Here is a 23510-nt window from a genome sequence, read left to right as displayed (position 1 = left end):
TCGGGGGGTTTTGAAGCAGGCTGGCCGCTATTAAGCAGCGGCCGGGGGCATTACATCATGCCGCCCATGCCGCCCATTCCACCCATGCCGCCCATATCGGGTGCGCCGCCTCCAGACTTCTCGTCTTCTGGCTCGTCGGCAATCATCGCTTCGGTAGTGATGATCAAGCTGGCTACGGAAGCCGCTGCCTGCAGCGCAGAGCGGGTGACTTTGGCTGGGTCAAGAATACCCATCTCCAGCATGTCGCCGTACTCTTCGGTGGCTGCGTTGTAACCGTAAGCACCGGTGCCTTCACGTACTTTCGCAACAACAACAGAGGCTTCGCCGCCGGCGTTGTATACGATCTGGCGCAGAGGGGCTTCCATTGCGCGGCGCAGAATGTTCACACCGGCTCTTTGCTCGTCGTTGGCAACGTCTACGTTATCCAGAGCCGCCAAAGCGCGAATCAGGGTTACGCCGCCGCCAGGCACAATGCCTTCTTCAACCGCTGCGCGGGTGGAGTGCAGTGCGTCTTCAACGCGGGCTTTCTTTTCTTTCATTTCTACTTCAGAACCGGCACCAATCTTGATAACGGCAACGCCGCCAGCCAGCTTGGCTACACGTTCCTGCAGCTTCTCTTTGTCGTAGTCTGAGGTGCTGTCTTCGATCTGCTTACGGATTTGCTCAACGCGGGACTGAATATCAGCCTGTGCGCCGGCACCGTCGATAATGGTGGTGTTTTCTTTGGTCAGGTTCACACGCTTGGCGGTACCCAGGTCGTCCAGAGTAGCGTTCTCCAGGCTCAGGCCCACTTCTTCGGAAATCACAGTACCGCCAGACAAGATGGCGATGTCCTGCAGCATTTCCTTACGACGATCGCCGAAACCAGGCGCCTTCACAGCGGCTACTTTCACAATGCCGCGCATGTTGTTGACGACCAGAGTAGCCAGCGCTTCGCCCTCAATGTCTTCAGCGATGATCATCAGCGGCTTGCCTGATTTGGCAACAGCTTCCAGCACCGGCAGCAATTCGCGGATGTTAGAGATTTTCTTGTCTACCAGCAGGATGTACGGGTCATCCAGCTCGACGCTCATGTTGTCTTGGTTGTTGATGAAGTACGGCGACAAATAGCCGCGATCGAACTGCATACCTTCAACGACGTCCAGCTCGTCTTCCAGGCCACGGCCTTCTTCAACGGTGATAACGCCTTCTTTACCCACGCGTTGCATGGCGTCAGCAATCAGCTGGCCAATGGTTTCGTCGCCGTTGGCAGAAATGGTCGCTACCTGGGCAATGCTGCGGCTGTCGTCGCAGGGCTTGGACATATCACCAATCGCTTTAACCGCAGCGATAGTAGCTTTGTCGATGCCGCGCTTCAGGTCCATCGGGTTCATGCCGGAAGTAACGGCTTTCAGACCTTCGTTAACGATGGCTTGGGCCAGAACGGTAGCGGTGGTGGTGCCGTCACCGGCTGTTTCGTTGGCCTGTGAAGCAACTTCCTTCACCATCTGCGCGCCCATGTTTTCGAACTTGTCTTTCAGTTCGATTTCTTTGGCTACAGATACGCCATCTTTAGTGACTACAGGTGCGCCGTATGACTTTTCCAGTACCACGTTACGGCCTTTGGGCCCCAAGGTGACTCGTACTGCGTCGGCCAAAACGTTAACGCCTTTAACCATGCGCTTGCGTGCGCTGTCACCAAACTTAATTTCTTTAGCTGCCATGTCTTCTGTTCCTATCCGTTAAACCGAAATGATGAAATCACCGGGTTAATGAGAATGTGCGCAATATGCCAGAGCTTTCAGATCACTCAAGCACGCCGTAGATGTCGCTTTCGCTCATGATAAGCAGGTCTTCGCCGTCGATTTTCACGGTGTTACCGGCATACTGACCAAATACCACGGTGTCACCAACCTTAACGGCCAGAACACGAACTTCGCCGTTGTCTTGAACGCGGCCATTGCCCACAGCAATGACTTCGCCTTGGGACGGCTTTTCTTTAGCATTACCGGGTAGCACGATGCCGCCAGCGGTTTTTTCTTCTTCTTCTTTACGGCGCACGACAACACGGTCGTGTAGCGGACGAATTTTCATTGCTCGAATGCTCCAATAGTCAGATTAAATGTGGCAAAAACAGTTGCTAGAAAAGAGGGCGAACCCGCTTGTGCACTGCCCTGCCGGGATTACCCGACCTGCTCGCCTGCTAACGTATCAGCGGCTGCCTGCCTGCGGTGAACTTGTGAAGGGTATTTGGGGTAATGCGTAGGGGTTTTCAACGCCCGCCAGAAAAAAATTTTACTTTTTATCAATGCAATCGTGGTGGGTTTCAGTTTCGTCACGGTATTCGCCTTCGATGATGTCGCCGTTGCCGTCGCGGTCAAACGGATTTTGGCCTCCGAACGGACCCTGCCCACCACCAAACTGACCGGGCTGGCCTTTAAACGAGAAGCTACTGGCAGAGCCAACAACCGTCAGTCGCTTTATGGCTTGCCCCACCAGCCACTGGCGAGTGAACGGCAACAAACACATAAAACCGAAGAAATCCGTAATGAACCCCGGCGTTAGCAGCATCGCGCCACCGGCCGCCAGAATCAGCCCCTCAGCCACTTCCTGGGCGGGCAGTTCGCCTGAATTCATCCGCTGGCGGGCTCTTAGCAATGTGGCCAGACCCTGCTGCTTAAGCAGCCAGGCGCCCAGAATCGCCGTCAGGAATACCAATGCCACCGTCTGCAAAGCACCTATCATAGCGCCTACCTTTATAAGGACAACCAGTTCTGCAGCGGGCACAACAACAAATAGCAACAAGAAAAATGGCACCGGACTCTCCTTCACGCGTAATTTCGGTAGCAACGTACATATAACGATCTGTTATACTGCTCTGCAAAATACCTACAACTGCTCAGCGGGCACACAGTATCCGCAACCGTACTGTTCACTCACTATTTTAGGGCAAATTATGATACTTCAAGATTCCGTAATTGCAATTACCGGCGGTGGCCAGGGTTTGGGGCGCGCCATGGCTGAATTTCTGGCGTCCAAAGGCGCCCGTCTGGCGCTGATTGACCTGATGCCGGAAAAGCTGGAAGAAGCCGTTGCCGCCTGCAAGGTCGCCGGGGTTGAAGCCAAAGCCTACGTTTGCAACGTAACGAAAGAGGAAGACGTTGAGAAAACCTTCGCGCAAATCGCTGAAGATTTTGGTCAGCTTAACGGACTGGTGAATAACGCCGGCATTCTGCGCGATGGCCTGATGGTTAAAGCAAAAGACGGCGAAATCGTCAAGCGCATGGAGCTCGCAAGCTGGCAAGCCGTTATCGACGTCAACCTGACCGGCGTGTTCCTGTGTGGCCGTGAAGCCGCCACCCAAATGATCAAGACCAACAGCCGCGGTGCGATCATCAACATTTCATCCATTGCCCGCGCAGGCAACATGGGCCAGAGCAACTACTCAGCTGCAAAAGCGGGCGTAGCCGCACTGGCCACCGTATGGGCGAAGGAATTGGCCCGTTACAACATCCGCAGCATGGCCATTGCACCGGGCTTTATTGAAACCGATATGACCGCGTCTATGAAGCAGGAAGCTCTGGAAAAATTGTGCGCAGGCATCCCGGCCAAGCGTATGGGCCAGCCTTACGAAATTGCCCAGACCGTAGCGTTCATTTTCGAGAACGATTACGTCAGTGGCCGCGTCATTGAAGTCGACGGCGCCATGCGTCTGTAGTCAATTGGCCTGAATACGACGCCCGACTGACTAAAATACTTAACAGAAAATGGATTTTTCACTGAAATATAAAGTAATTTAGCCAGATCGGGATCTCTAGCTCAAGCCAAATCGAGACATAGAAACCCGGCCGTTAACCACGTCGACGCCTTCTTCCTGTAAGTGGCTGACCTGCTCTTGATACCTCTCTGAACCTGGCGCAAAGGCAATCTGGCCGTTACTGCAGATGACGCGATACCAGGGCACGCTGTGGCCTTGTGGAAGCTTGCCCAGGGCTCGGCCGATGTAACGGGCCTGGCGTCCCAAGCCTGCCATGGCAGCAACCTGGCCGTAACTTGCCACCTTGCCTCGCGGTATTGCCAGCACCACCAACCAGATTTTTTGATCCTTGTTGGGCTCTACAACGCCGTCAGGCTTTATTGTTTTACTTTCCACAGAACTATCTTTCATAGCCCTACTCCCTTGCCGTCTCGCTCGCAGGCGCATCCTCGCGGCCCGAGTTGTCTGGCGCCAGCGCATCCAGGCGTTCGCCGTGGCGCATCATTATGATGGTCAGCACAATGGCCGGTACGCCTAACAGCCCTGCCACCAGAAAAAACTCCGCGTAGCCGTAGCTGGCCACCACCATGCCGGAGAAGCCACCCAAGAATTTGCCCGGCAAGGTCATCAGCGAACTGAAGAGTGCATACTGGGTCGCCGTGAAGGAAGCGCTGGTCATGCTGGACAACCAGGCGATCAGCGCCACGTTGGCGATGCCGCCGCTTAAGTTATCGGCGCTGACCACAACAGCAAGCGTTGCAAGATTCGGTGGATATTGTGCCAGAACCACAAACAGCAGGTTGGTCAGCGCCGTCATAACCGCGCCCAGTAGCAATATACGCCGCACGCCGTAACGTATTACCAGCAGGCCACCCAGCAGCGAACCGCCTATGGTCATGAAAAACCCAAAGATCTTTGTAACGTCGGCGACCTCGGTTTTGCTAAAGCCCATAAAGGTCAAATAAAACGGATTGGCCATCACGCCCATGGCGATGTCGGAAATGCGGTATACCGCCACCAGCAGAAGTATGGACACCGCCAGTTCGCGATAACGTTGGAAAAAATCCACAAACGGCCCGGCAATCGCCACGTAAAACCAGCTTGCGAACCGGGCCAGGCGTGGCGAAAGATGGGAATGATGTGCGGCCTGCAGCTGCATTTTTTCGGCAATATCCTGCGCGGCTTTAAAGTGATTGACGCTCGGCTCACGCACGATCAGAACCGTCGCCATACCCACGCCCACCAGTGCCGCCATCACCTCGTAAGACACCTGCCAGGACCAGAATTCCGCCAGATACAAAGCACCGGCGCCGGCTACCAATAACGCCAGCCGGTAGCCAAATATATAGGTGGCAGCCAGCGCGGCTTGCAAACGTTGTTCGGCGATTTCAATACGGTAGGCGTCTATGGCCACGTCTTGAGTGGCCGACGAGAAAGCTACCAGCAGGCCACACAAGGCCATCATTTCAGGCGCGCTCGTGGCATCGGTGTGGGCCATCAGATACAAGCCAACGGCTATGCCTACCTGGGCCAGCAACATCCAGCTGCGGCGCTTACCCAGCAGCCTGTCCAGAATGGGCAATTTCAGGCGGTCGACCACCGGCGCCCAGATCACTTTTATGGAATAGGTAATGCCCAGCCAGCTAAAAAAACCGATGGTGGCGGTTTCAACGCCCACATCTGCCAGTCGAGCATTCAGCGTGGAAAAAACCAGCAGAAATGGCAGGCCAGCCGAAAACCCCAGAAACAACAGGGCAACCACCTGCCAGCGGGAATACAGTCGCAGGGTTTCCCGCCAGGCGGCCCGCCGGGGTTCAGCAAAAATGATAAGCCGCCTTAATCGCGGAAATTGTTAAATTGCAGGGGCACGTCCAGCTCGGCTTCACGCAGCATGGCCATGGCTTCTTGCAGGTCATCGCGCTTCTTGCCGGTTACCCGCACCTTGTCGCCCTGAATGCTGGACTGAACCTTCATCTTTTGGTCTTTGATCAGTTTTACGATCTTTTTGGCCATATCGGTTTCAAGGCCCTGCTTCAGCTCCAGGTGCTGCTTCACCAACTTGCCGGCTTTGCTGTCACCGTTTTCAGACAGCGCGCGGCCGTCAATGTTGCGCTTGGCAAATGCCATACGCAGCATATCCAACAGCTGCTCCAGTTGGAATTCTTGCGGGGCGCTGATGGTAATGCCCTTGTCGTCCAGCTCTACATCAGCGTCTACGTTTTTGAAGTCCCAACGATTACCAAGATCGCGCTTGGTTTGGTCAACCGCGTTGGTCACTTCGTGCATGTCGATTTCAGAAACAATATCAAAAGAAGGCATGGGGAACCTGTTCTGGTGTTGTTACGGGAAATGAAACGCCCGCAAACATAATGGCGGGCGTGGTCTAAAGACTAAACAGGGCGGCGCACCAGCGCCACTCTGTTAAAGAGCGCAGACTTAAAGCTTGCGGCCCTTGCTGGCCGCAATGCGCAGGCGCAGAGCGTTCAGCTTAATGAAGCCTTCAGCGTCTTTCTGATTGTAAGCGCCTTCGTCTTCTTCAAAGGTGGCAATTTTTTCGTCAAACAGCGAATCGTCTGACTTACGGCCAACCACGTCTACGTTACCTTTATACAGCTTCAGGCGCACGGTGCCGTTCACGTAGGTTTGGGTCTGGTCAATCAGCGCCTGCAGAGCTTCCCGCTCTGGCGACCACCAGTAGCCATTGTAGATTACCTCGGCGTAGCGCGGCATCAGGCTGTCTTTCAGGTGGGCTACTTCGCGGTCCAGAGTCAGGGACTCAATGGCGCGGTGAGCGCGCAGCATAATCGTGCCACCCGGGGTTTCGTAGCAGCCGCGGGATTTCATGCCCACATACCGGTTTTCTACGATGTCCAGGCGGCCAATGCCGTTGTCGCCGCCAACCTTGTTCAGGTGCGCCAGCACTTCGTGGGCTTTCATGGCCTGGCCGTCTACAGCAACAATGTCGCCTTTGGCGTAGGTCACTTCAATGTAGGTCGCGGTATTCGGGGCTTCTTCCGGCGATACGCTCCAACGCCACATGTCGTCCTCGGCTTCGCACCAGGGGTCTTCCAGGTTCATGCCTTCGTAAGAGATGTGCAGCAGGTTGGCGTCCATGGAATAAGGCGACTTGCCTTTTTTCATGTCGACCGGAATGTTGTGTTCGGCGCAATAGGCCAGCAGTTTTTCGCGGGAGTTCAGATCCCACTCACGCCAGGGCGCAATCACTTTCACGCCGGGCTTAAGAGCATAAGCGCCCAGCTCGAAACGAACCTGGTCATTACCCTTACCGGTTGCGCCGTGGGAAATGGCGTCGGCGCCGGTGGAATTGGCGATTTCAATCAGGCGCTTGGCAATCAAAGGGCGGGCGATAGACGTACCCAGCAGATACTCGCCTTCGTAAACGGTGTTAGCGCGGAACATAGGGAAAACATAATCGCGCACGAACTCTTCGCGCAGATCTTCGACGTAAATTTCCTTAACGCCCAGCGCTTTGGCTTTTGCTCGCGCCGGTTCTACTTCTTCGCCCTGGCCGATGTCGGCAGTGAAAGTAACTACTTCACAGCCGTAGGTGTCTTGCAGCCACCGCACGATGACCGAGGTATCCAGGCCACCGGAATAAGCCAGTACTACTTTATTAATATCAGACATGCCCTTGCTCCACACACGGTACTATGGATGTATCGAAATTTAGCGACACAGTGTACGGCAGCAAGGTGGCCTTGGCTATTAGGCCTTATACAGCTTGGGCTTGGGCCACCGATTCTCCACGAATGCCGTCCCAGCCTTCTTTCACCGCATGTAGCAGTTTGGCCACTTCGTCCAGCTTGGCGACGTCATTTTTGGCGTTGGCTTCAAGCAAGGTGCGTTCCATGTAGTCGTATAACCCTTCCAGACGCGGAGCCAGGTCTCCGCCTTTTTCAAAGTCCAGAAAGCTGCGCAGCCCGCCAATAATCTCGATGGCCTTACTGATCAGCTTGCCTTTGCCCTCAAAATCTTTGGCTTGCATGCGGGCCTTGGCCATATTGATACGCTCCAGCGCGCCGTTATACAGCAGCTGAATCAGCCGGTGCGGGTCGGCATCGGTGATGCTGGTTTGGGTATTTACCTGCTGGTATGCCTTTAAACCTTTCATTGGTAACCTCGTTCCTCGCCGGCTACGCCGGACTTATCAAAGCGTTAACCGGAATGACTATTTATTGAAATTCTGGGGTGCCAGCGCTTCAAGCTGCTGGGTTACGAAATCGCGGGTGCTGTTGAGCTGGGAAATCAGCGAATCGGCGGTGCTGAATTGCTTCACCAGACGCTCACGGTAGGATTCAATGCGCACTTCCAGCTTTACCTGATTTGCCTTAATTTGTTCCAGCTCGCGATTCAAGCTGCTGCTGCGGGATTCCAGCCTACCCTCTGCACCTACAAAGCTATTGACCAGATCAACGGTTTTTTTACCCAAGCCCTGGACAAAATTGATAGAACCGCGGGAACCGGTCTGATCGCCTAAAATACGCACTTGCAACCCAGATGGAGGGCCCTTGTCGCTACTCAAAAACAAAACTTGGCCGTCGCCCCGGGCAACCTGACCGCCGATGGTGCCGGCTATATCTTTACCCGCGCTGCCAGTCGCTACTGACAAGCCAAAACTACCGGCGCCTTCGACAGAATCAACACTAATATTAGATTCCGAGCCATATTTACCAGATGTAAACACTAGCTTGTTGTCGCTATCCAATGACACCTGCACCGTTTCGCCAGAGGCCTTCAGGGCTGCGTTACTGTTTAACTGAGCCTGAATATCCTCTACCAGCGCCTGAGCCGAAACCCCAGTGCCCTGAGTAAGCTTCAGATTTACCGTGGTTTCGCCATTTACCTTTAACGAGAGCTCATCGTTAGTGTCGGTGACGTCTACCGGCGATGCCAGTGCAGCGCCGGCAATCAACTGGCCTTGGGTGGCCGCCACGGTAACATTAATATTGTACCTGCCCGGCTCGGTGTTTAAGCCACTGCGCACAAACTCTACTTGGCCATCGGTGGTTCTGCCCTGCTCGGCGAAGAGCGCCGTTACGTCATCTGGATTATTCTTGAGCTGGGTTTCAAACTCACTGCGATCAAATTCTAGCTTACCTGTGTCTGGGTCAGTACTTATACCTACGTCGGCTAAACTGCGAACACTGGCGCTTTCAAGCCCGGGAACCACGTTGGTCAGCACTTGACGCAACTCGTTCTGCAAAGCACGCACGGTACTGTCGCCTGTCAACACACTTCCTACGCCGGCTTCGGAGTTAAAACCCGCCAGGCCGTCAATGGTAGATTGCAGCGCGTTGAATTTGTCGACAAAGCTTTGCACACGGTCGGTAACCGCGCCGACGTCCTGGCTGACCTTAACAGTAGATGTACCGATGTCCTTGATGTCGAACGACAGTCCATCAATCACATTTTCGAAACTGTTGGTGGAACGGGTAACGTCAATACCGTTGATGCTCATAACCGCATCGGTAGCGACAATACTTTCTCTAAAACCCGTTCCTGCTCCCGCTTCCATACTGGCGTCAAAGGCAAATCTGGACAGGTCGGCGCCATCGGCGTTATCGCTGTCGGCGGCCGTGATGCTCATCGCATTGGCGGTGCCGGTTTCGTCCGCAGACAGCACTAGCTGAAAGCCATTGCCGGTATCAATCACGCCCGCTGACACACCTACTCCAGCATCGTTGATAGCGTTGGCAAGGCCTTGCAAAGAATTGTTGCTGCTGTCGATAGTGATGTTGGCAGTTTTATCGCCCACAGCGATGGTCAGCTTGCCTTCGCCCACTGAGATGGTGTCGCGATCGGCAAACACGTCTTGCGATGCCAATGCCTGAGCGGTGGCCAGGCTGGTGACATCCAGGCTATAGCTGCCGCGACTGGCTTTAGCGCTGTTCACCGATACACCGATGTCTTCATTGGATGAGGTCGCGGAGAAGGCCTTCAGGTTGTCAGCAGAGCTTAGCTGGCGCATGGGCAAGCGCAGCTCGGTAATGGCACTGCGCAGCTTGCCATAGGCAGACAGCATCGCCTCAGACTGCTCAGTTTTCCGAGTAAACCGGTTATCAGCCGGTGCGCGCTCTGCCTTGACTAACTGGTCAACCAAGTCTGACGTCAATACGCCAGAGCCAATCCCCAGTGATGAAATATTTGCCATACCAATGCCTCCTCGAAGGCGCCAATCACTTCGTACTTCGGTTAACGGCCGCAAGCGGCAAAACTTTGCCCCTCTCGGCAAATATATTTCTGAGGCCCGGGACCTGGAACTAGGGGACAGACTTCAAGTCTGTCCCCGCCTTACCTCACCGCCTTACCTCACCGCCCTACCTTACCGGCAGGCCGCGAGACCGGGGACGGACTTAAGTCCGCCCCTACCTAAAACCAGAACACCGCCGACTCCTTATAGAGTGCGGCGGTGCTGAACAATCATTGCCAACATCAAATCAAAAGCGGCAACTTTTATACCTTGATGTTAAAAAACGTCAGCGGTTCATCCTGCTGCAATTTCTCTGCCAACCTTAGCGCCAACTCGTCAGGCATCTGACGAATTACCTGCTGGGTTTTCTGATCCACCACTTTCACGATGACTTGGCCCAATTCGCTGTCTACCTCAAACTGCAAGTCCCGCTGCACACTCTGAACATAGTCGTTCAGCTTCGATACGGCACTGGTCAATTTCTCTTTCTGCGATTCCTCCGACTCTCGGGCCTGCGCAGCTTGGTCAGCTGGAGTCAAAGCTTGTTGCTGCACAACATTGCCCGTCGCAGAAGGGCTCTTCACGCTCGCGGACACATTCTGGCTTGCAGCGAAGTCACTAGCAACAGAGCCCGCGGCACGCATACCGTCAGCAGAAGATGACGACAGTGCCCGAGCCGGAACAGCCTCGCCGGAGCGAGCCAGTTTCAGATCCGTACTGTTCAGGGTAACGTCATTCATAGCCTACCTCACTGTACTGAAACGGCGTCAAACCGGAGCCGTAGGGCTCCGGCCTTTATCCGTTAGTCGCTTACTGAAGCAGCGACAGAACCTGCTGGGGACGGGCGTTAGCCTGAGCAAGAACCGAGATACCGGCCTGCTGCAGTACCTGAGACTTGGCAAGAGCTGCAGTTTCAGAGGCGAAATCAGCGTCTACAATACGGCTGTTGGCCGCTGACAGGTTTTCCACTGAAGTGCTCAAATTGGCGATGGTGGACTCAAAGCGGTTTTGCACCGCACCCAGGTCAGAACGGAACTGGTTGACTTGGTCAATTGCAAAATCAATCGCCACCAGCGCTTGGTCAGAACCTTCACGAGTACTGATATCGAGGCTGTTTAACGACACGTTCGCATTGACGTCGGTGGAGGAATCGATGCTTTGGTTAACCTCAACAGTTGTCGCATCATTGTCTATATCAGTAGTAATAGAAGCCGTAAAGTTCTCACCCTTTGCTGATGCAAAGACAATCTCATCACCGGCAGCGCTCAGAAAGCCTGAAACACCGGTATTCTTCGTTTCACCGTTAATCTGCGCAACGACATCCTGCAGATTACTTGCGTCAGTTACTTCGATAGCTGTGCCCGCAACATCGAGGCTGAACGAAATGGTCTCGCCTGCTTCAAATTTTGAGGCAACGGTTTGGTCCAAAGCCGGTGCCAGAGTGGTCACTGAACTGCCGACCGAGGCATCGGCTGTGCCGCCATCGCTGGCCGTGATACTGGCAAGATCGTAAGTAATGCTGGAATCGCTTTCGATCTGAATGAGAGTACCGTTATCTGCGGCGCCCAGATCCGTGCCCGCAGTGAAACCAGCGGCAGTTAATCCGGTCTGCACTGCAGCAGTAAGATCAGCTACCGTATTTCCCGCACCTGCGGCCAATGAGAAGCTTACGGTAGTTGTGGTGGCCGAATCATCAGTAACATCGAAGGACCCGGTTACTCCGGAGGCCAGGTCCAGAGCGCTTGGATCAAAGAGTGTGGCTGTAGACGTTGAACCTGAACCGTCAGCGGTGCTGACGTCCGATCCTGCAGCCGTGACTTGCGTCCCTGATGCATCCGAAATATCAATCGTTGCAGCAACTCCAGAGATGCCTGCATTCTTGAAAACAACAGAGTTGCCATCGTCAGAGACTTCGGCCGTCACGTCTGGCAAGTTGCCGTTCGAGGCAATTTCGCCGTTGATGGCTATCGCCAGCGCGCCGGCATCAGCGTAGGTCGCTGCAGCGACGTCAATGGTTTCGCCGCCAATAGTGGAGCTGACAGTGATGTTGCCAGAGAAATCAAGACCAGATACATCCAGCGATGTTTCGCCTGCATCCCCTGCACCCAGCGAAGATGTGGACAGCCCGGCGGTCTGAGAAATTGTGGCTCCCAACTCACTGCCCTTGGAGTTCAGGCCATCAATTGAAATGGTTTCACCGGCGTTAGCGCCCACCTGAAAAGCCTGCGTGCCGAAAGTACCATCAAGGACTTTTAGGCCGTTAAAAGACGTTTGGCTGGCAATGCGGTTAACTTCCTGAATACGCTGATCCACTTCGTTGTTCAGCGCATCGCGGTCTGAATCACTGTTGGTTGCGTTGGCCGACTGAACCGACAGCTCACGAATACGCTGCAGGTTGTTGGTGATTTCGTCCAGAGCGCCTTCAGCGGTTTGCGCCAGAGAAATACCGTCGTTCGCGTTTCGGGTTGCTACGTTCAAACCAGAAATCTGGGATTGAAAACGAGTGGAGATCGCCAGACCAGCCGCGTCATCTTTAGCGGAGTTAATGCGCAGGCCGGAAGAAAGACGCTGCAGAGCCTGGTCGTTCATGCCTTGGGATTTGCTCAGCTGATTCTGGGCGTTGAGTGATGCGACGTTGGTGTTGATTCCGAGAGCCATGGTGAATCTCCTACGACTGTGTAGTCGTTATTGCGTGAAAGAGGACTAGCGTTCTTTTTTTGGTTTGGAGCGCCGCCCTGTTATTTCACTTAACGGCGCATCCCTCGGTTCCTTTAGGCAGATTTCTAAAAACTTTGTAAAAGAATGTAACTTGCTCAAAAAAGCGGCAAGGCACTGCCTGCCTTCTTGCCAAAATTTCGCCACAACAATCGGGGTAACAACTCTCGCCTCTGTCACTTTCCCTTAAAAAACAGCTCTCTGGTAACCGCAATCACGTTCTGGCATGGCTTTCGCATTAGTTAAGACCAAACGGCAATTATCTGAATTTTGCTGGCCAGGGGTTCTTTTTTTTGTTTCACCCTGTTCCGGCCTTTCACAAGAGCAGGGAGACATACAATGCCTCAAGTCATTAATACCAACATCGCATCGTTGAACGCACAGCGGAATTTGAACACCTCCCAGAGCGACAGCAACGTTGCCCTGGAGCGGCTGTCTTCCGGCCTACGCATCAACTCAGCCAAAGATGACGCGGCGGGCCTCGCCATATCTACCCGTTTTCAGGCTCAGATTACCGGCCTGAACATGGCTCAGCGCAATGCCAACGATGGTATTTCCCTGGCGCAAACGGCCGAAGGTGCTCTGGACGAAGTAACCAACAACCTGCAGCGTATCCGTGAGTTGTCAGTCCAGTCATCGAACGCAACTAACAGTACGTCAGACCGTCAGGCCCTGAACCAGGAAGTGCAACAGCGAATTGCGGAGATTAACCGCATTGCTGGCCAAACCTCGTTTAACGGGCTCAAAATACTCGATGGCACCTTTGGCGCACAAACATTTCAGGTTGGCGCCAATGCTGGCGAGACCATTGGAGTGAGTGGGCTGGATGCCCGCGGTAGCCAGATCGGGGCCACTGTCTCCCAGACCGCTGGGTTATCCTCGTCTTCGCTGGGTGCAGGGGATGCAGGCGAAACATCGCTGGATGTATCTGGTCTTGATTTCTCTGGCAACATCACTGTCAGCTCCACTATTGGCGGCGAAACCATTGACGTCGCTGCAGCGACCTACGCTGATGCCGGCGCGCTGGCGATAGCCATCAACGGCGAAATTGCCTCGAACGGCAACTTGCCAGACGTGACGGCCGAAGTCTCTGACGATGGCAACTCTGTTGTTTTCAAGAATGCAGGCATCTCTGGAGTTGCTGCAACGATTGATATTTCGGATGCATCAGGGACGCAAGTCACGGCTGCAGGATCGGACGTCAGCACCGCTGACGGTTCAGGTTCAACGTCTACAGCCACACTCTTTGATCCAAGCGCTCTGGACCTGGCCTCCGGAGTAACCGGGTCCTTCGATGTTACTGATGATTCGGCCACCACAACTACCGTAAGCTTCTCATTGGCCGCAGGTGCGGGAAATACGGTAGCTGATCTTACTGCTGCAGTGCAGACCGGATTAACTGCCGCTGGTTTCACTGCGGGCACGGATCTGGGCGCCGCAGATAACGGTACTCTCATTCAGATCGAAAGCGATTCCAGCATTACTTACGATCTTGCCAGTATCACGGCCAGCGATGGCGGCACAGCCGATGCCTCGGTCGGCAGTTCAGTGACCACTCTGGCAGCCGCTGAAGAGCTGACACTCGCCGAAAGCTTTGAAAACGGCAACAGCGTCACGTTTGACGTCGATGTTGATGGAACAGCGTTTCAGATTGAGGCACGGTCACTCAATGATATCGTCGCGAAAATCAACTCACTGACCGTAGAGACCGGCATTCGCGCCAACCTGAACGCTGCCAATGAAAGTATTATTTTTTCCGCCCAGTTTGGTGAAAGCTACGATGTCTCGATTACAAGCCCCAATCTTCTCGACGTGGATGGCATAACACCCCGTATCAACGAGGTCCTGAATGCGACACCCGCAAACAACACCGTCTCCGTGAACGATCTGGCAATCGACACCGCAGCTGGCGCCGAAGAGACCCTGGTTGCTATCGATTACGCCTTCGACAAGATCAACGGCTTCCGGGCCGAACTGGGCGCCCTTCAGAACCGCTTCGAGTCCACTATTGCCAACCTGAGTACCACCTCCGAGAACCTGTCAGCCGCTAACAGCCGGATCCGCGACGCGGATTTTGCAGCAGAAACAGCGGAACTGGCCCGCACCCAGGTACTTCAGTCAGCAGGTCTGTCGGTTCTGGCCCAGGCTAATGCGCGGCCGCAGCAGGTTCTTCAGTTGCTGCAGGGTTAAACGCCCAAAGCAGACGGAAAGGTAAAGCCGGGACAGATTTGAAATCTGTCCCGTGGGGGGGTACGCAGAATTGAGCGATCAGAGCGGGGACAGATTTCAAATCTGTCCCCTTTTTTTATCCCCTTCCTTCGGGTCAGCACGGCTCAAGATAATCGATCATCAGCTGCAAGTTGGTTCTGCCGCGGAAGGTATTGGCGTCTGGTTTGTACACTACCCTCACACCCGTGCGGGTATAGTCTGGCACTTCGGAACCAGTGTTGAAGGCTATGCCGTCGATGATGTTGCCACCTTCGGTAGGCTGCAGAACCAGCTTTAGATGGTTCTGACCCACGATGCGCTGGCTGACGACGCTGAATTCGCCATCAAATAGCGGTTCGGGGAAGTGCTGCCCCCAGGGGCCGGCGCGTTTTAGCAGGGCGGCGGTATCCAGGTTTAGTTCGCTGGCGCTTAGGGAGCCGTCGGTGGTAATGGCGGCTTCCAGGTCGCCTGCTGTTAGTTTGTCGCGAACGGCTTTGTCGAAGGCGCTGGAAAAAGCTTCCAGATCGCCCGCGGCCAGAGTCATGCCCGCGGCCATGGCGTGGCCGCCGTATTTCTTCAGCAGGCCTGGGTGACGGGCGTCCACTACGGCCAAGGCATCGCGAATGTGCAGGCCGGGTATGGAGCGGGCGGAGCCTTTTATATCTTCGCCGTTTTCATCTGAGGCGAACGCAACAGTGGGGCGATTGGTTTGTTCACGGATGCGGGCGGCCAGTATGCCGATGACGCCTTGGTGCCAGTCCGGGTCGAACAGCGCCAGGCCCCAGGGCAAGCCTTCCAAATCCAGCGACATAGACGCCAGCAAATCCTGGGCCTGGATTTTCATGTCTTTTTCGATGGTGCGGCGTTCGCGGTTAAAGGTATCCAACTCTTGTGCCAAACGGCGGGCTTCGTCTGGGCTTGACGACAGCAGGCAGGCGATACCCACACTCATGTCGTCCAGGCGGCCGGCGGCGTTCAGGCGCGGGCCCACTACGAAGCCTAAATCGCTGCTGCTGATAGCGGTATGGTCACGGCCTGCTACTTCCAGCAACGCCAGTATACCGGGGCGGGTTTCGCCCTGGCGTATGCGGCGCAGGCCCTGTTCTACAAATATGCGGTTGTTGTGGTCCAGCGGCACGACGTCGGCCACGGTTCCCAAGGCTACCAAGTCCAGCAATGTACCCAGATTGGGTTCGGGATCTGGCAACCGGCCCTGTTCGCGCAAGTGTTTGCGCAGGGCAGTTAGCACGTAGAACATCACGCCTACGCCGGCGGCGTTTTTGCTGATGAACTCACAACCAGGCTGGTTGGGATTCACAATGGCGTCGGCCTGGGGCAGTTCGTCGCCCGCCAGGTGGTGATCGGTGACCACCACCAGCATGCCGAGTTCGCGGGCGGCGCGAACGCCTTCCACGGCGGCTATGCCGTTATCCACCGTTACAATCAAATCTGGCAGCGGGCCGTCTTCTTGCAAGCGATAAATAATGCCGGGGGTTAACCCGTAGCCGTCCGAAAACCGGCTAGGCACTTTAAAATCAACGTGCTTTAAGCCCAGCATGCCCAGGCCCAATAGAGCGACGGCGGTGCTGGTGGCGCCGTCGGCGTCAAAATCCCCAAGTATCAGCACCCGCTGCTGTTTTTCAATGGCGTCGGCGAGCAATTCCACGGCACGATCCATACCGCGCATTTTCAGCGGCGAAGCCAGGTGGCGCAGCGTGTAGCTGAGTTGGTCGTCGGAGGTAACACCGCGGGCAGCGTACAGGCGGCGTAATATGGGCGGCAAATCGTGCCCCCAGCCGGGCACATTGGCTGGCTGGGGCCGACGCAGGATCTTTTTGGGAGTCATGCCGCTCAGGTGTTTTTCCAATGTTTGGCAATAAAGCCCTGAACGTCGGCGATGTTGTTGTCCAGCACGGTGTATTTCTCTTCGCGCTCGAACAGATCGACCATGTGCGCCGGCAGTTCGGGCTTAGCGCTCACGCCAGATGCGGCTATCGCATCGGGAAATTTAGCCGGGTGGGCGGTGCCCAGGGTAATCATCGGAATGCTGGCATCGCGGCGGCAGTTGCGGGCGGCACGCACGCCAATGGCGGTGTGCGGGTCTAACAGATATGCGTTCTGCTGGAACACGTCGCGGATGGTGTCGCAGGTGTCTTTGTCGTCTATCGCACTGCTGTCAAAAAGACTGCGGGCCTGCTTCCAACGGAAGTCGTCGATGCTGACCGGGCCTTTGGCGGCGTCTTCCAGCAGTGTTTTCACGGCGTGACCGTCGCGGCCGTGCAGATCAAACAGCAGGCGCTCGAAGTTGCTGGACACCATAATATCCATGCTTGGCGAAAGGGTAGCCTCCAAATGTTGCTGCTCGTATTTGTTGCCGCTCATAAAGCGATGCAGTATGTCGTTACGGTTGGTAGCAATCACCAGCTGGGAAATGGGTAGGCCCATTTTCCGCGCCAGGTAACCGGCAAAGATATCGCCAAAGTTGCCGGTGGGCACCGAGAACGCCATGCTGCGATCTGGCCCACCGAGGGCCAGAGAAGCATGAAAATAATACACAATCTGGGCCATGATGCGGGCCCAGTTGATGGAATTCACCGCCGCCAGCTGGGTTTTTCCACCCAGAAACGACTGGTCGCCAAAGCTGGCTTTCACCATACGTTGGCAGTCATCAAAATTACCACGCACGGCAATGTTGTAAATATTATCACCTTGCACCGTCGTCATCTGCCGACGCTGTACTTCGGACACGCGCTGGTAGGGGTGCAGAATAAAGATATCCACGTGTTCGCAGCGGCGGCAGCCTTCGATGGCGGCCGAACCGGTATCACCAGAGGTAGCGCCCATAATCACCACGTGCTGCTTACGCCGTTCCAGCACGTAATCCAGCAGGCGGCCCAGCAGTTGCAGTGCAAAGTCTTTAAACGCCAGGGTCGGCCCGTGAAACAGCTCCAACACCCATTCGTTGCTGTCGATCTGAACCAGCGGGGCAATGGCCTTGTGAGCGAACGCGCCGTAGGTGTCATCCAGCATGGTGCGGAAATCGTCGGCGGGAATGGCGCCTTCGACAAACGGGTACATCACCTTAAACGCCAGTTCGCTGTAGCTTAGGCCACGCCAGCTGCGGATTTCTTCCAGATTGAACTGGGGCAGGCTTTCAGGCACGTACAAACCGCCGTCTGGCGCCAGGCCGGTCAGCAGAACATCTTCAAAATCCAGTGCGGGCGAGTCACCCCGCGTGCTGATGTATCTCACGTGGACACCCTATTAGTTAAAGTTTTCAGCGCGAATACGAACAACCTTGCCGTCTATGTCTGGCAGGTTTTCCAATTCTGCAATGGCACCGTTCATCTGCCGTTCCTGCACTGTGTGAGTCAGGATAATGACCGGGATGCGGCCGTCTTTCACTTCGAATTCTTTTTGCATGATGGATTCGATGTTGATGCCGCTGTCGCTCAAAATAGTGGCGATTTCGGCCAGCACACCTGGGCGATCAAATGCGGAGATACGCAGGTAATACGCCGACTGTACGTCTTCCATTTCCAGTACCGGCAGATTTTCCATCGCTTCCGGTGCGAAGCCCAGGAAGGGTACGCGCAAGCTGCTGCCACTCGCAACGATGCGGGCAACGTCGATAATGTCAGCAACCACGGCGGAACCGGTGGCTTCGTCGCCGGCACCAGGGCCGTAGTACATGGTTTGGCCTACGGCATCGCCGTCTACCAAAATGGCGTTGAGCACGCCGTCTACCCGCGCAATCAAGTGGTCTTGGGGCACCAGCGTGGGGTGAACCCGCAGCTCTATGCCTTCTTCGCGGCGGCGGGCAATGCCCAGATGCTTGATGCGATAACCCAGCTGTTCGGCGTGGGCGATGTCGTAAGGGGTAATTTTGGAGATACCTTCGGTGTAGGCTTTGTTGAACTGCAGCGGCACACCAAAACCGGCCGAAGCCAGAATGGTGAGCTTGTGGGCCGCATCTATGCCTTCCACGTCAAAGGTGGGGTCGGCTTCGGCGTAACCCAAAGCCTTGGCCTCTTCCAACACGCCGGCGAATTCACGACCCGCGCGCATTTCGGTCAGAATGAAGTTACCGGTGCCATTCATAATGCCGGCAATCCAGTCAATGCGGTTGCCCGCCAGGCCTTCACGAATGGCTTTGATAACCGGAATACCACCGGCCACGCCGGCCTCATAGGCCACGATTACGCCGGCTTTTTCAGCTGCAGCGAAAATTTCGGTACCGTGCTCAGCTATCAATGCTTTGTTGGCGGTAACTACGTGCTTGCCGTTTTTGATCGCGGTCAGCACCAGTTCTTTGGCGGCATCGTAGCCGCCAATCACTTCCACCACGATATCAATGGCAGGATCGTTCACCACGTCATAGACATCAGTGCTGAAGGGAACCCCGCCCAGGTCGATGTCTGTGCGGGGGGTTCGGCTGGCGATGCGGGTAATCTGGATGTTGCACCCTGACCTGCCGGCAATGATCGCCGCGTTGCGAGTGAGTACCTTGAAGGTTCCGCTGCCCACGGTTCCTAGTCCGCAAATTCCGACACTGACCTGTTTCACTCTTTTACCTCTGATGACGATGACTGCTTATGATTAAGGCCAAACAGTATACCCACTCACAGCTTGGGGAATAAGACCTGGCGGCAGCTGATTCCCTAAAGAATGCACATTAGTTAAAGAATACCCAAACTGCGCGCCAGAGTTTTGGCAGGCACGTAGCCCGGCATTAATGTTCCATCTTCCAATACGATAGCGGGGGTACCGGTTACGCCGACCAGTCGGCCCAGGTTGTATTGCTCAGCCACCGGGTTGGCGCAGTTAGCGGACGGGACGGCGCCGCCGCTTTTGGCCTTGTTCATAGCCGCTTGCGGATCTTTTGCGCACCACACGGACACGTACTTGCGGAAGGATTCAGTACCCGGACCGGAACGGGGAAAACCGAAGTAATTCACGGTAATGCCCAGTTTGTTAAGTTCATCCATTTCGCCGTGTAATTTGCGGCAATAACCGCAATCGATGTCGGTAAACACGTCAATCACTGCTTTTTGTTCACCTTTGGCGGCGAACTGGATCAAGCCACCATTTTTGGCTTGCTCGTTAATAGTTTGCCGGCGCTGGCTGGTACGTGCCTGTTCGGTGAGGTTAACGTAGCCGGCGCTTTCAAGTTTGACCAGGTCGCCAATAAACAGATATTCCGCATCTTCGGTGGCGTACACAATCTGACCGCTGTTGGTGCGCACCTCGTATATGCCCGGCGCATTTGCCGGCGCCATGCTTTCTATCTGCAGGCCCGGTACGGCGGTTTGCAGGCGCTGGGTAATACGTTCTTCAATATCCGCTGCAGCAACAAATGCTGGCAACAGTAAGCCACTGAACAGAGCAACGGCAATAAAGCGGGAAATAACAGGCATAGAAAAAAACATATGGGTGTCCGCAACGTGGATAAAAAACAGACCGAGTTAATTCAACACAAACTTAGGGTAGCAAAAAATTGACGTAAAAGAGCAGCAAAACAAGCATCCTCATCCTTGCTTTCTGTCTCACCCGAACTCTCACCTACACTCTCACCCTCGAGGGTGATGTTGCCGATGCAGTTCCTGCAGGCGCTGACGCGCCACGTGGGTGTATATCTGGGTAGTGGATAAATCCGCGTGGCCCAGCAGCATTTGCACCACCCGTAAATCCGCACCGTGATTGAGCAAGTGGGTTGCGAAGGCGTGACGTAAGGTGTGCGGCGACAGGTGCTTTTGAATACCGATGCGCGCAGCGTAATGCTTGATGCGATGCCAGAACGTTTGGCGCGTCATGGCTTTTGGTCGGTTACCAGGGAACAGGTCGTCACAGGCGTGACCTTTTAGCAATTCCGGCCGCGCCTCTTTTATATAGCGCAGAAGCCAGTCTATAGCCTCTTCGCCTAAGGGCACCAGGCGATCTTTATCGCCTTTACCGGTAATGCGCACCACGCCTTGGCGCAAGTTCACCTGGTCCAACCGCAATGACGTTAATTCGGTCACCCGTAAGCCGCAGCCGTACAGAATTTCCAGCATGGCTTTGTCGCGCAGCTCTATAAGTACTTCGGGGTTTGGCTCGGTCAGCAGCGCGTCAACTTCCTCTTCGGTGAGGGTGTCTGGAAGCGGCCGCGTTAGCTTAGGACTGTCTATGCGTAGGGTTGGGTCTTCTTGTATCAAACCTTCGCGGAGCAAATAGCGGTAAAAGCGGCGAATGCCAGACAACCGTCGTGCTGCCGTAGAGGCTTTCACGCCGTCTGCCAATCCGCTGGATAGCCAAGCCAACAAATCAACACGCTGGGCGGCTATCAGAAACGGTGTGCCGGGCTGGCCCTGAAGCCACTGCGCCAGGCCGCCCAGGTCGCTACGATAGGCTTCGCGGGTTTTTTCGCTAAGGCCATCTTCCAGCCAGATGGCGTCGCAGAAGCGTGCGATGATTGCGTCGTCTTCTGCCGAAACGCAAAAAAGGCAGCCGTGGCTGCCTTTTTTAACACTAAGCATGGCGAGAGGCCAATCAGCCCAGCTTTTCCTTGATACGTGCCGCCTTACCAGACAGGTCGCGCAGGTAGTACAGTTTGGCCTGACGCACAACGCCACGACGCTTCACTGTTACGCTTTCAATCAGCTTGGAGAAACTCTGGAATGTACGTTCTACGCCCACGCCGTAAGAAATCTTACGTACAATGAAAGAAGAGTTCATGCCACGGTTACGCTTGCCGATTACAACGCCTTCAAACGCCTGCAAACGCTCACGGGTGCCTTCAGTTACGCGAACCTGAACGACCACGGTATCACCCGGCGCGAACGGCGGAATGTCCTTAGTCATCTGTTCTATTTCAATTTGATTGATGATGTTGTTCTTACCGCTCATCGTTATGCTCCTGATTCCCAATCTTTTAATGCCCTGAAGATTCAGAGGCACACGGTTCGTTTAAAATCTCTGCCAGCAGCTTGCGCTCTTCTTCCGAAAACTCCCGCTTTTCAAGCAGGTCGGGGCGTCGCTCGCTGGTTCGCCTCAACGACTGTTTAAGCCGCCAACGCCGGATCTGATCATGGTGACCGCCCAACAAAACGTCCGGCACCGCCTGACCTTCATACACTTCGGGCCGGGTATAGTGCGGACAATCCAGTAAACCGTCGGCGAACGAATCCTGCTCTGCCGACTGCGCATGACCCAGCGCTCCGGGGATGAGGCGCGTAACCGCATCAATCACAGCCATGGCTGCCAGTTCGCCACCAGAAAGCACAAAGTCTCCCAGCGACACTTCACGATCTACTTCTGCCGTAATCAGGCGTTCATCCACGCCTTCATAACGGCCCGCCACCAGTATTAGTCGCTGCTCTGCTGCCAGAGATTCCACAACCGACTGATTCAGGGTTTCACCCTGAGGCGATAAATATACCACACAGGCCGGGCCCGGAGCCGCTTGCCGTGCAGCGTGAATAGCATCCCGTAGCGGCTGAATTTTCATCAGCATACCGGGGCCGCCACCGTAGGGGCGGTCGTCTACCGTGCGATGACGATCATGGGTAAAATCCCGCGGGTTCCAGCTGTGAAAGGTTATTAACCCGTCACGTACGGCCCTGCTGGTGATCCCATAATCTGTGACCGCTGCAAACATTTCCGGGAACAGACTGACAGCGCCAATCCACACCCTAAAAATCCGGATCCCAGTCAACCACCATGCGCTTGTTGACTAAATCAACCTGCATAACGATTTCGTCAGGCAAGTAAGGAATTAGCCGTTCGCGCTGATCAATAGAAGCAGGGCTTGCCTGCACTACCAATACGTCGTTGGCGCCGGTTTCCAGCATATGGTGCATTATTCCCAGGCATTCATCTTCAACCGTGAATACTTCGAGGCCTTCCAACTGATACCAGTAATAATCGCCCTTAGGCAACTCTGCTAACTGTTCGGTTGGCACAAGAATGTCAGCCCCGCAGTAACGCTGGGCAACATCACGATCATCAACACCTTTCAGCCTGATGACGATCCCCTGCCCTTGGCGGCGACCCTCTTCAAGCTTGGCAGGAATACGCTTGCCGTCCTGAACCAGTGTCCAGTTGCGGTAGTTCAGTACTCCGTCTCTGGGATCGGTGAAAGAGTAGACTTTAAGCCAACCCTTGATCCCAAACACCGCGGTAATACGGCCGATAACAGTTTCCTGCGAGGATTCTGCCATGTGTGTCACCCCGGTGTGTGTCAGGCTAACCTTCAGATTTCTCTGATAGATTAATCCGCGGTTTTCAGCAGTTGGGCAACACGATCGCTAGGCTGTGCGCCTTGGCCGATCCAGTGCGCAACGCGCTCACGATCTACGCGCAGACGCTCTTCTTGTCCACGGGCAATCGGGTTGAAGAAGCCGACGCGTTCAATAAAACGACTGTCGCGTGCTTTGCGGCTGTCGGTCACTGTCAGATGGTAGAACGGGCGCTTTTTAGAGCCGCCGCGAGCCAAACGGATTTTTACCATTTAACCAATATCCTGTTCTGTTGTACGAACTTTGTACGATTCAATGCAGCCAGGAGCGGCTGATATGAAGACCCATACTCGAAAGGGGCGCTATTCTATGCTAAAAGAGCGCCAAAGAAAACAGCGAAACCGGTTGTTTCACTGTTTTCGGC

At 54.9% G+C, this 23510-nt stretch carries 22 protein-coding genes; 2 read left to right on the top strand and 20 right to left on the bottom strand.

Going from position 1 to position 23510, the window contains the following annotated elements:
* Positions 1-50: 50 nt before the first annotated feature.
* From groL to ABA45_RS04930, 3 genes are all read right to left on the bottom strand, one after another.
* Positions 51-1703 (bottom strand): chaperonin GroEL, encoded by a 1653-nt coding sequence (groL, locus tag ABA45_RS04940; protein WP_048384556.1) that lies wholly within the window; start codon positions 1701-1703, stop codon positions 51-53.
* An 82-nt stretch (positions 1704-1785) separates the two neighbouring features.
* Complete coding sequence (groES, locus tag ABA45_RS04935) at positions 1786-2073, bottom strand: co-chaperone GroES (RefSeq protein ID WP_048384555.1); 288 nt, start codon at positions 2071-2073, stop codon at positions 1786-1788.
* Between the two features lie 201 nt (positions 2074-2274).
* Complete coding sequence (locus tag ABA45_RS04930; protein WP_048384554.1) at positions 2275-2796, bottom strand: FxsA family protein; 522 nt, start codon at positions 2794-2796, stop codon at positions 2275-2277.
* A gap of 139 nt (positions 2797-2935) precedes the next feature.
* Here ABA45_RS04930 and ABA45_RS04925 point away from each other — a divergent pair, with 139 nt between their 5' ends.
* Positions 2936-3697 carry an SDR family oxidoreductase gene (locus ABA45_RS04925; protein WP_048384553.1) on the top strand — a complete coding sequence of 254 codons (762 nt, stop codon included), beginning with the start codon at positions 2936-2938 and terminating at the stop codon, positions 3695-3697.
* Positions 3698-3793: 96 nt separating this feature from the next.
* Here ABA45_RS04925 and ABA45_RS04920 read toward each other — a convergent pair whose 3' ends face one another.
* The 8 genes from ABA45_RS04920 to ABA45_RS19665 form a co-directional block, all read right to left on the bottom strand.
* On the bottom strand, positions 3794-4147 hold the full coding sequence (locus ABA45_RS04920) for an MGMT family protein (RefSeq protein WP_048384552.1): 354 nt from the start codon (positions 4145-4147) through the stop codon (positions 3794-3796).
* Positions 4148-4151: 4 nt separating this feature from the next.
* Positions 4152-5498, bottom strand: a complete 1347-nt coding sequence (locus tag ABA45_RS04915; protein WP_198147058.1) for an AmpG family muropeptide MFS transporter — start codon at positions 5496-5498, stop codon at positions 4152-4154.
* A gap of 74 nt (positions 5499-5572) precedes the next feature.
* Positions 5573-6055 (bottom strand): YajQ family cyclic di-GMP-binding protein, encoded by a 483-nt coding sequence (locus tag ABA45_RS04910; protein ID WP_007348755.1) that lies wholly within the window; start codon positions 6053-6055, stop codon positions 5573-5575.
* Positions 6056-6172: 117 nt separating this feature from the next.
* Positions 6173-7384 carry an argininosuccinate synthase gene (locus ABA45_RS04905; protein ID WP_048384551.1) on the bottom strand — a complete coding sequence of 404 codons (1212 nt, stop codon included), beginning with the start codon at positions 7382-7384 and terminating at the stop codon, positions 6173-6175.
* 85 nt (positions 7385-7469) lie between these two features.
* Complete coding sequence (gene fliS, locus ABA45_RS04900) at positions 7470-7868, bottom strand: flagellar export chaperone FliS (protein ID WP_048384550.1); 399 nt, start codon at positions 7866-7868, stop codon at positions 7470-7472.
* Positions 7869-7925: 57 nt separating this feature from the next.
* Positions 7926-9908: a flagellar filament capping protein FliD gene (gene fliD, locus ABA45_RS04895; protein WP_048384549.1), complete on the bottom strand. Its 1983-nt coding sequence runs from the start codon at positions 9906-9908 to the stop codon at positions 7926-7928.
* Positions 9909-10210: 302 nt separating this feature from the next.
* The gene (locus ABA45_RS04890) at positions 10211-10687 is read right to left on the bottom strand and encodes a flagellar protein FlaG (protein WP_048384548.1); all 477 of its coding nucleotides are present in this window, start codon (positions 10685-10687) and stop codon (positions 10211-10213) included.
* 70 nt (positions 10688-10757) lie between these two features.
* A complete protein-coding gene (locus ABA45_RS19665; protein ID WP_048384547.1) occupies positions 10758-12605 on the bottom strand; it encodes a flagellin N-terminal helical domain-containing protein in 1848 nt (615 codons plus the stop codon).
* Between the two features lie 396 nt (positions 12606-13001).
* Here ABA45_RS19665 and ABA45_RS19555 point away from each other — a divergent pair, with 396 nt between their 5' ends.
* Positions 13002-14852, top strand: a complete 1851-nt coding sequence (locus ABA45_RS19555; protein WP_048384546.1) for a flagellin N-terminal helical domain-containing protein — start codon at positions 13002-13004, stop codon at positions 14850-14852.
* Between the two features lie 133 nt (positions 14853-14985).
* Here the strand turns inward: ABA45_RS19555 and recJ are convergent, their stop codons facing one another.
* The 9 genes from recJ to rpsP all read right to left on the bottom strand — a co-directional run bounded on the left by recJ (position 14986) and on the right by rpsP (position 23358).
* Positions 14986-16716 carry a single-stranded-DNA-specific exonuclease RecJ gene (recJ, locus tag ABA45_RS04875; RefSeq protein WP_048384545.1) on the bottom strand — a complete coding sequence of 577 codons (1731 nt, stop codon included), beginning with the start codon at positions 16714-16716 and terminating at the stop codon, positions 14986-14988.
* A 5-nt stretch (positions 16717-16721) separates the two neighbouring features.
* Complete coding sequence (gene thrC / locus ABA45_RS04870; RefSeq protein ID WP_048384544.1) at positions 16722-18122, bottom strand: threonine synthase; 1401 nt, start codon at positions 18120-18122, stop codon at positions 16722-16724.
* Between the two features lie 12 nt (positions 18123-18134).
* Positions 18135-19436: a homoserine dehydrogenase gene (locus tag ABA45_RS04865; RefSeq protein WP_048384543.1), complete on the bottom strand. Its 1302-nt coding sequence runs from the start codon at positions 19434-19436 to the stop codon at positions 18135-18137.
* Positions 19437-19549: 113 nt separating this feature from the next.
* On the bottom strand, positions 19550-20299 hold the full coding sequence (locus ABA45_RS04860) for a thioredoxin fold domain-containing protein (RefSeq protein ID WP_048384542.1): 750 nt from the start codon (positions 20297-20299) through the stop codon (positions 19550-19552).
* Positions 20300-20440: 141 nt separating this feature from the next.
* Complete coding sequence (gene xerD / locus ABA45_RS04855; RefSeq protein ID WP_048384541.1) at positions 20441-21385, bottom strand: site-specific tyrosine recombinase XerD; 945 nt, start codon at positions 21383-21385, stop codon at positions 20441-20443.
* A 13-nt stretch (positions 21386-21398) separates the two neighbouring features.
* On the bottom strand, positions 21399-21755 hold the full coding sequence (gene rplS / locus ABA45_RS04850; protein ID WP_014870242.1) for a 50S ribosomal protein L19: 357 nt from the start codon (positions 21753-21755) through the stop codon (positions 21399-21401).
* 25 nt (positions 21756-21780) lie between these two features.
* Positions 21781-22539, bottom strand: coding sequence for a tRNA (guanosine(37)-N1)-methyltransferase TrmD (gene trmD, locus ABA45_RS04845; protein WP_048384540.1), 759 nt, complete (start codon positions 22537-22539; stop codon positions 21781-21783).
* A 1-nt stretch (position 22540) separates the two neighbouring features.
* Positions 22541-23068: a ribosome maturation factor RimM gene (gene rimM / locus ABA45_RS04840; RefSeq protein ID WP_048384539.1), complete on the bottom strand. Its 528-nt coding sequence runs from the start codon at positions 23066-23068 to the stop codon at positions 22541-22543.
* A 50-nt stretch (positions 23069-23118) separates the two neighbouring features.
* Positions 23119-23358 (bottom strand): 30S ribosomal protein S16, encoded by a 240-nt coding sequence (rpsP, locus tag ABA45_RS04835; protein WP_014870239.1) that lies wholly within the window; start codon positions 23356-23358, stop codon positions 23119-23121.
* Positions 23359-23510 lie beyond the last annotated feature (152 nt).

It is taken from the genome of Marinobacter psychrophilus (genome assembly GCF_001043175.1).
GTDB lineage: Bacteria > Pseudomonadota > Gammaproteobacteria > Pseudomonadales > Oleiphilaceae > Marinobacter > Marinobacter psychrophilus.
The sequence above is the reverse complement of the archived record's forward strand: the minus strand, read 5'-3'. Positions and strand labels throughout refer to the sequence as shown.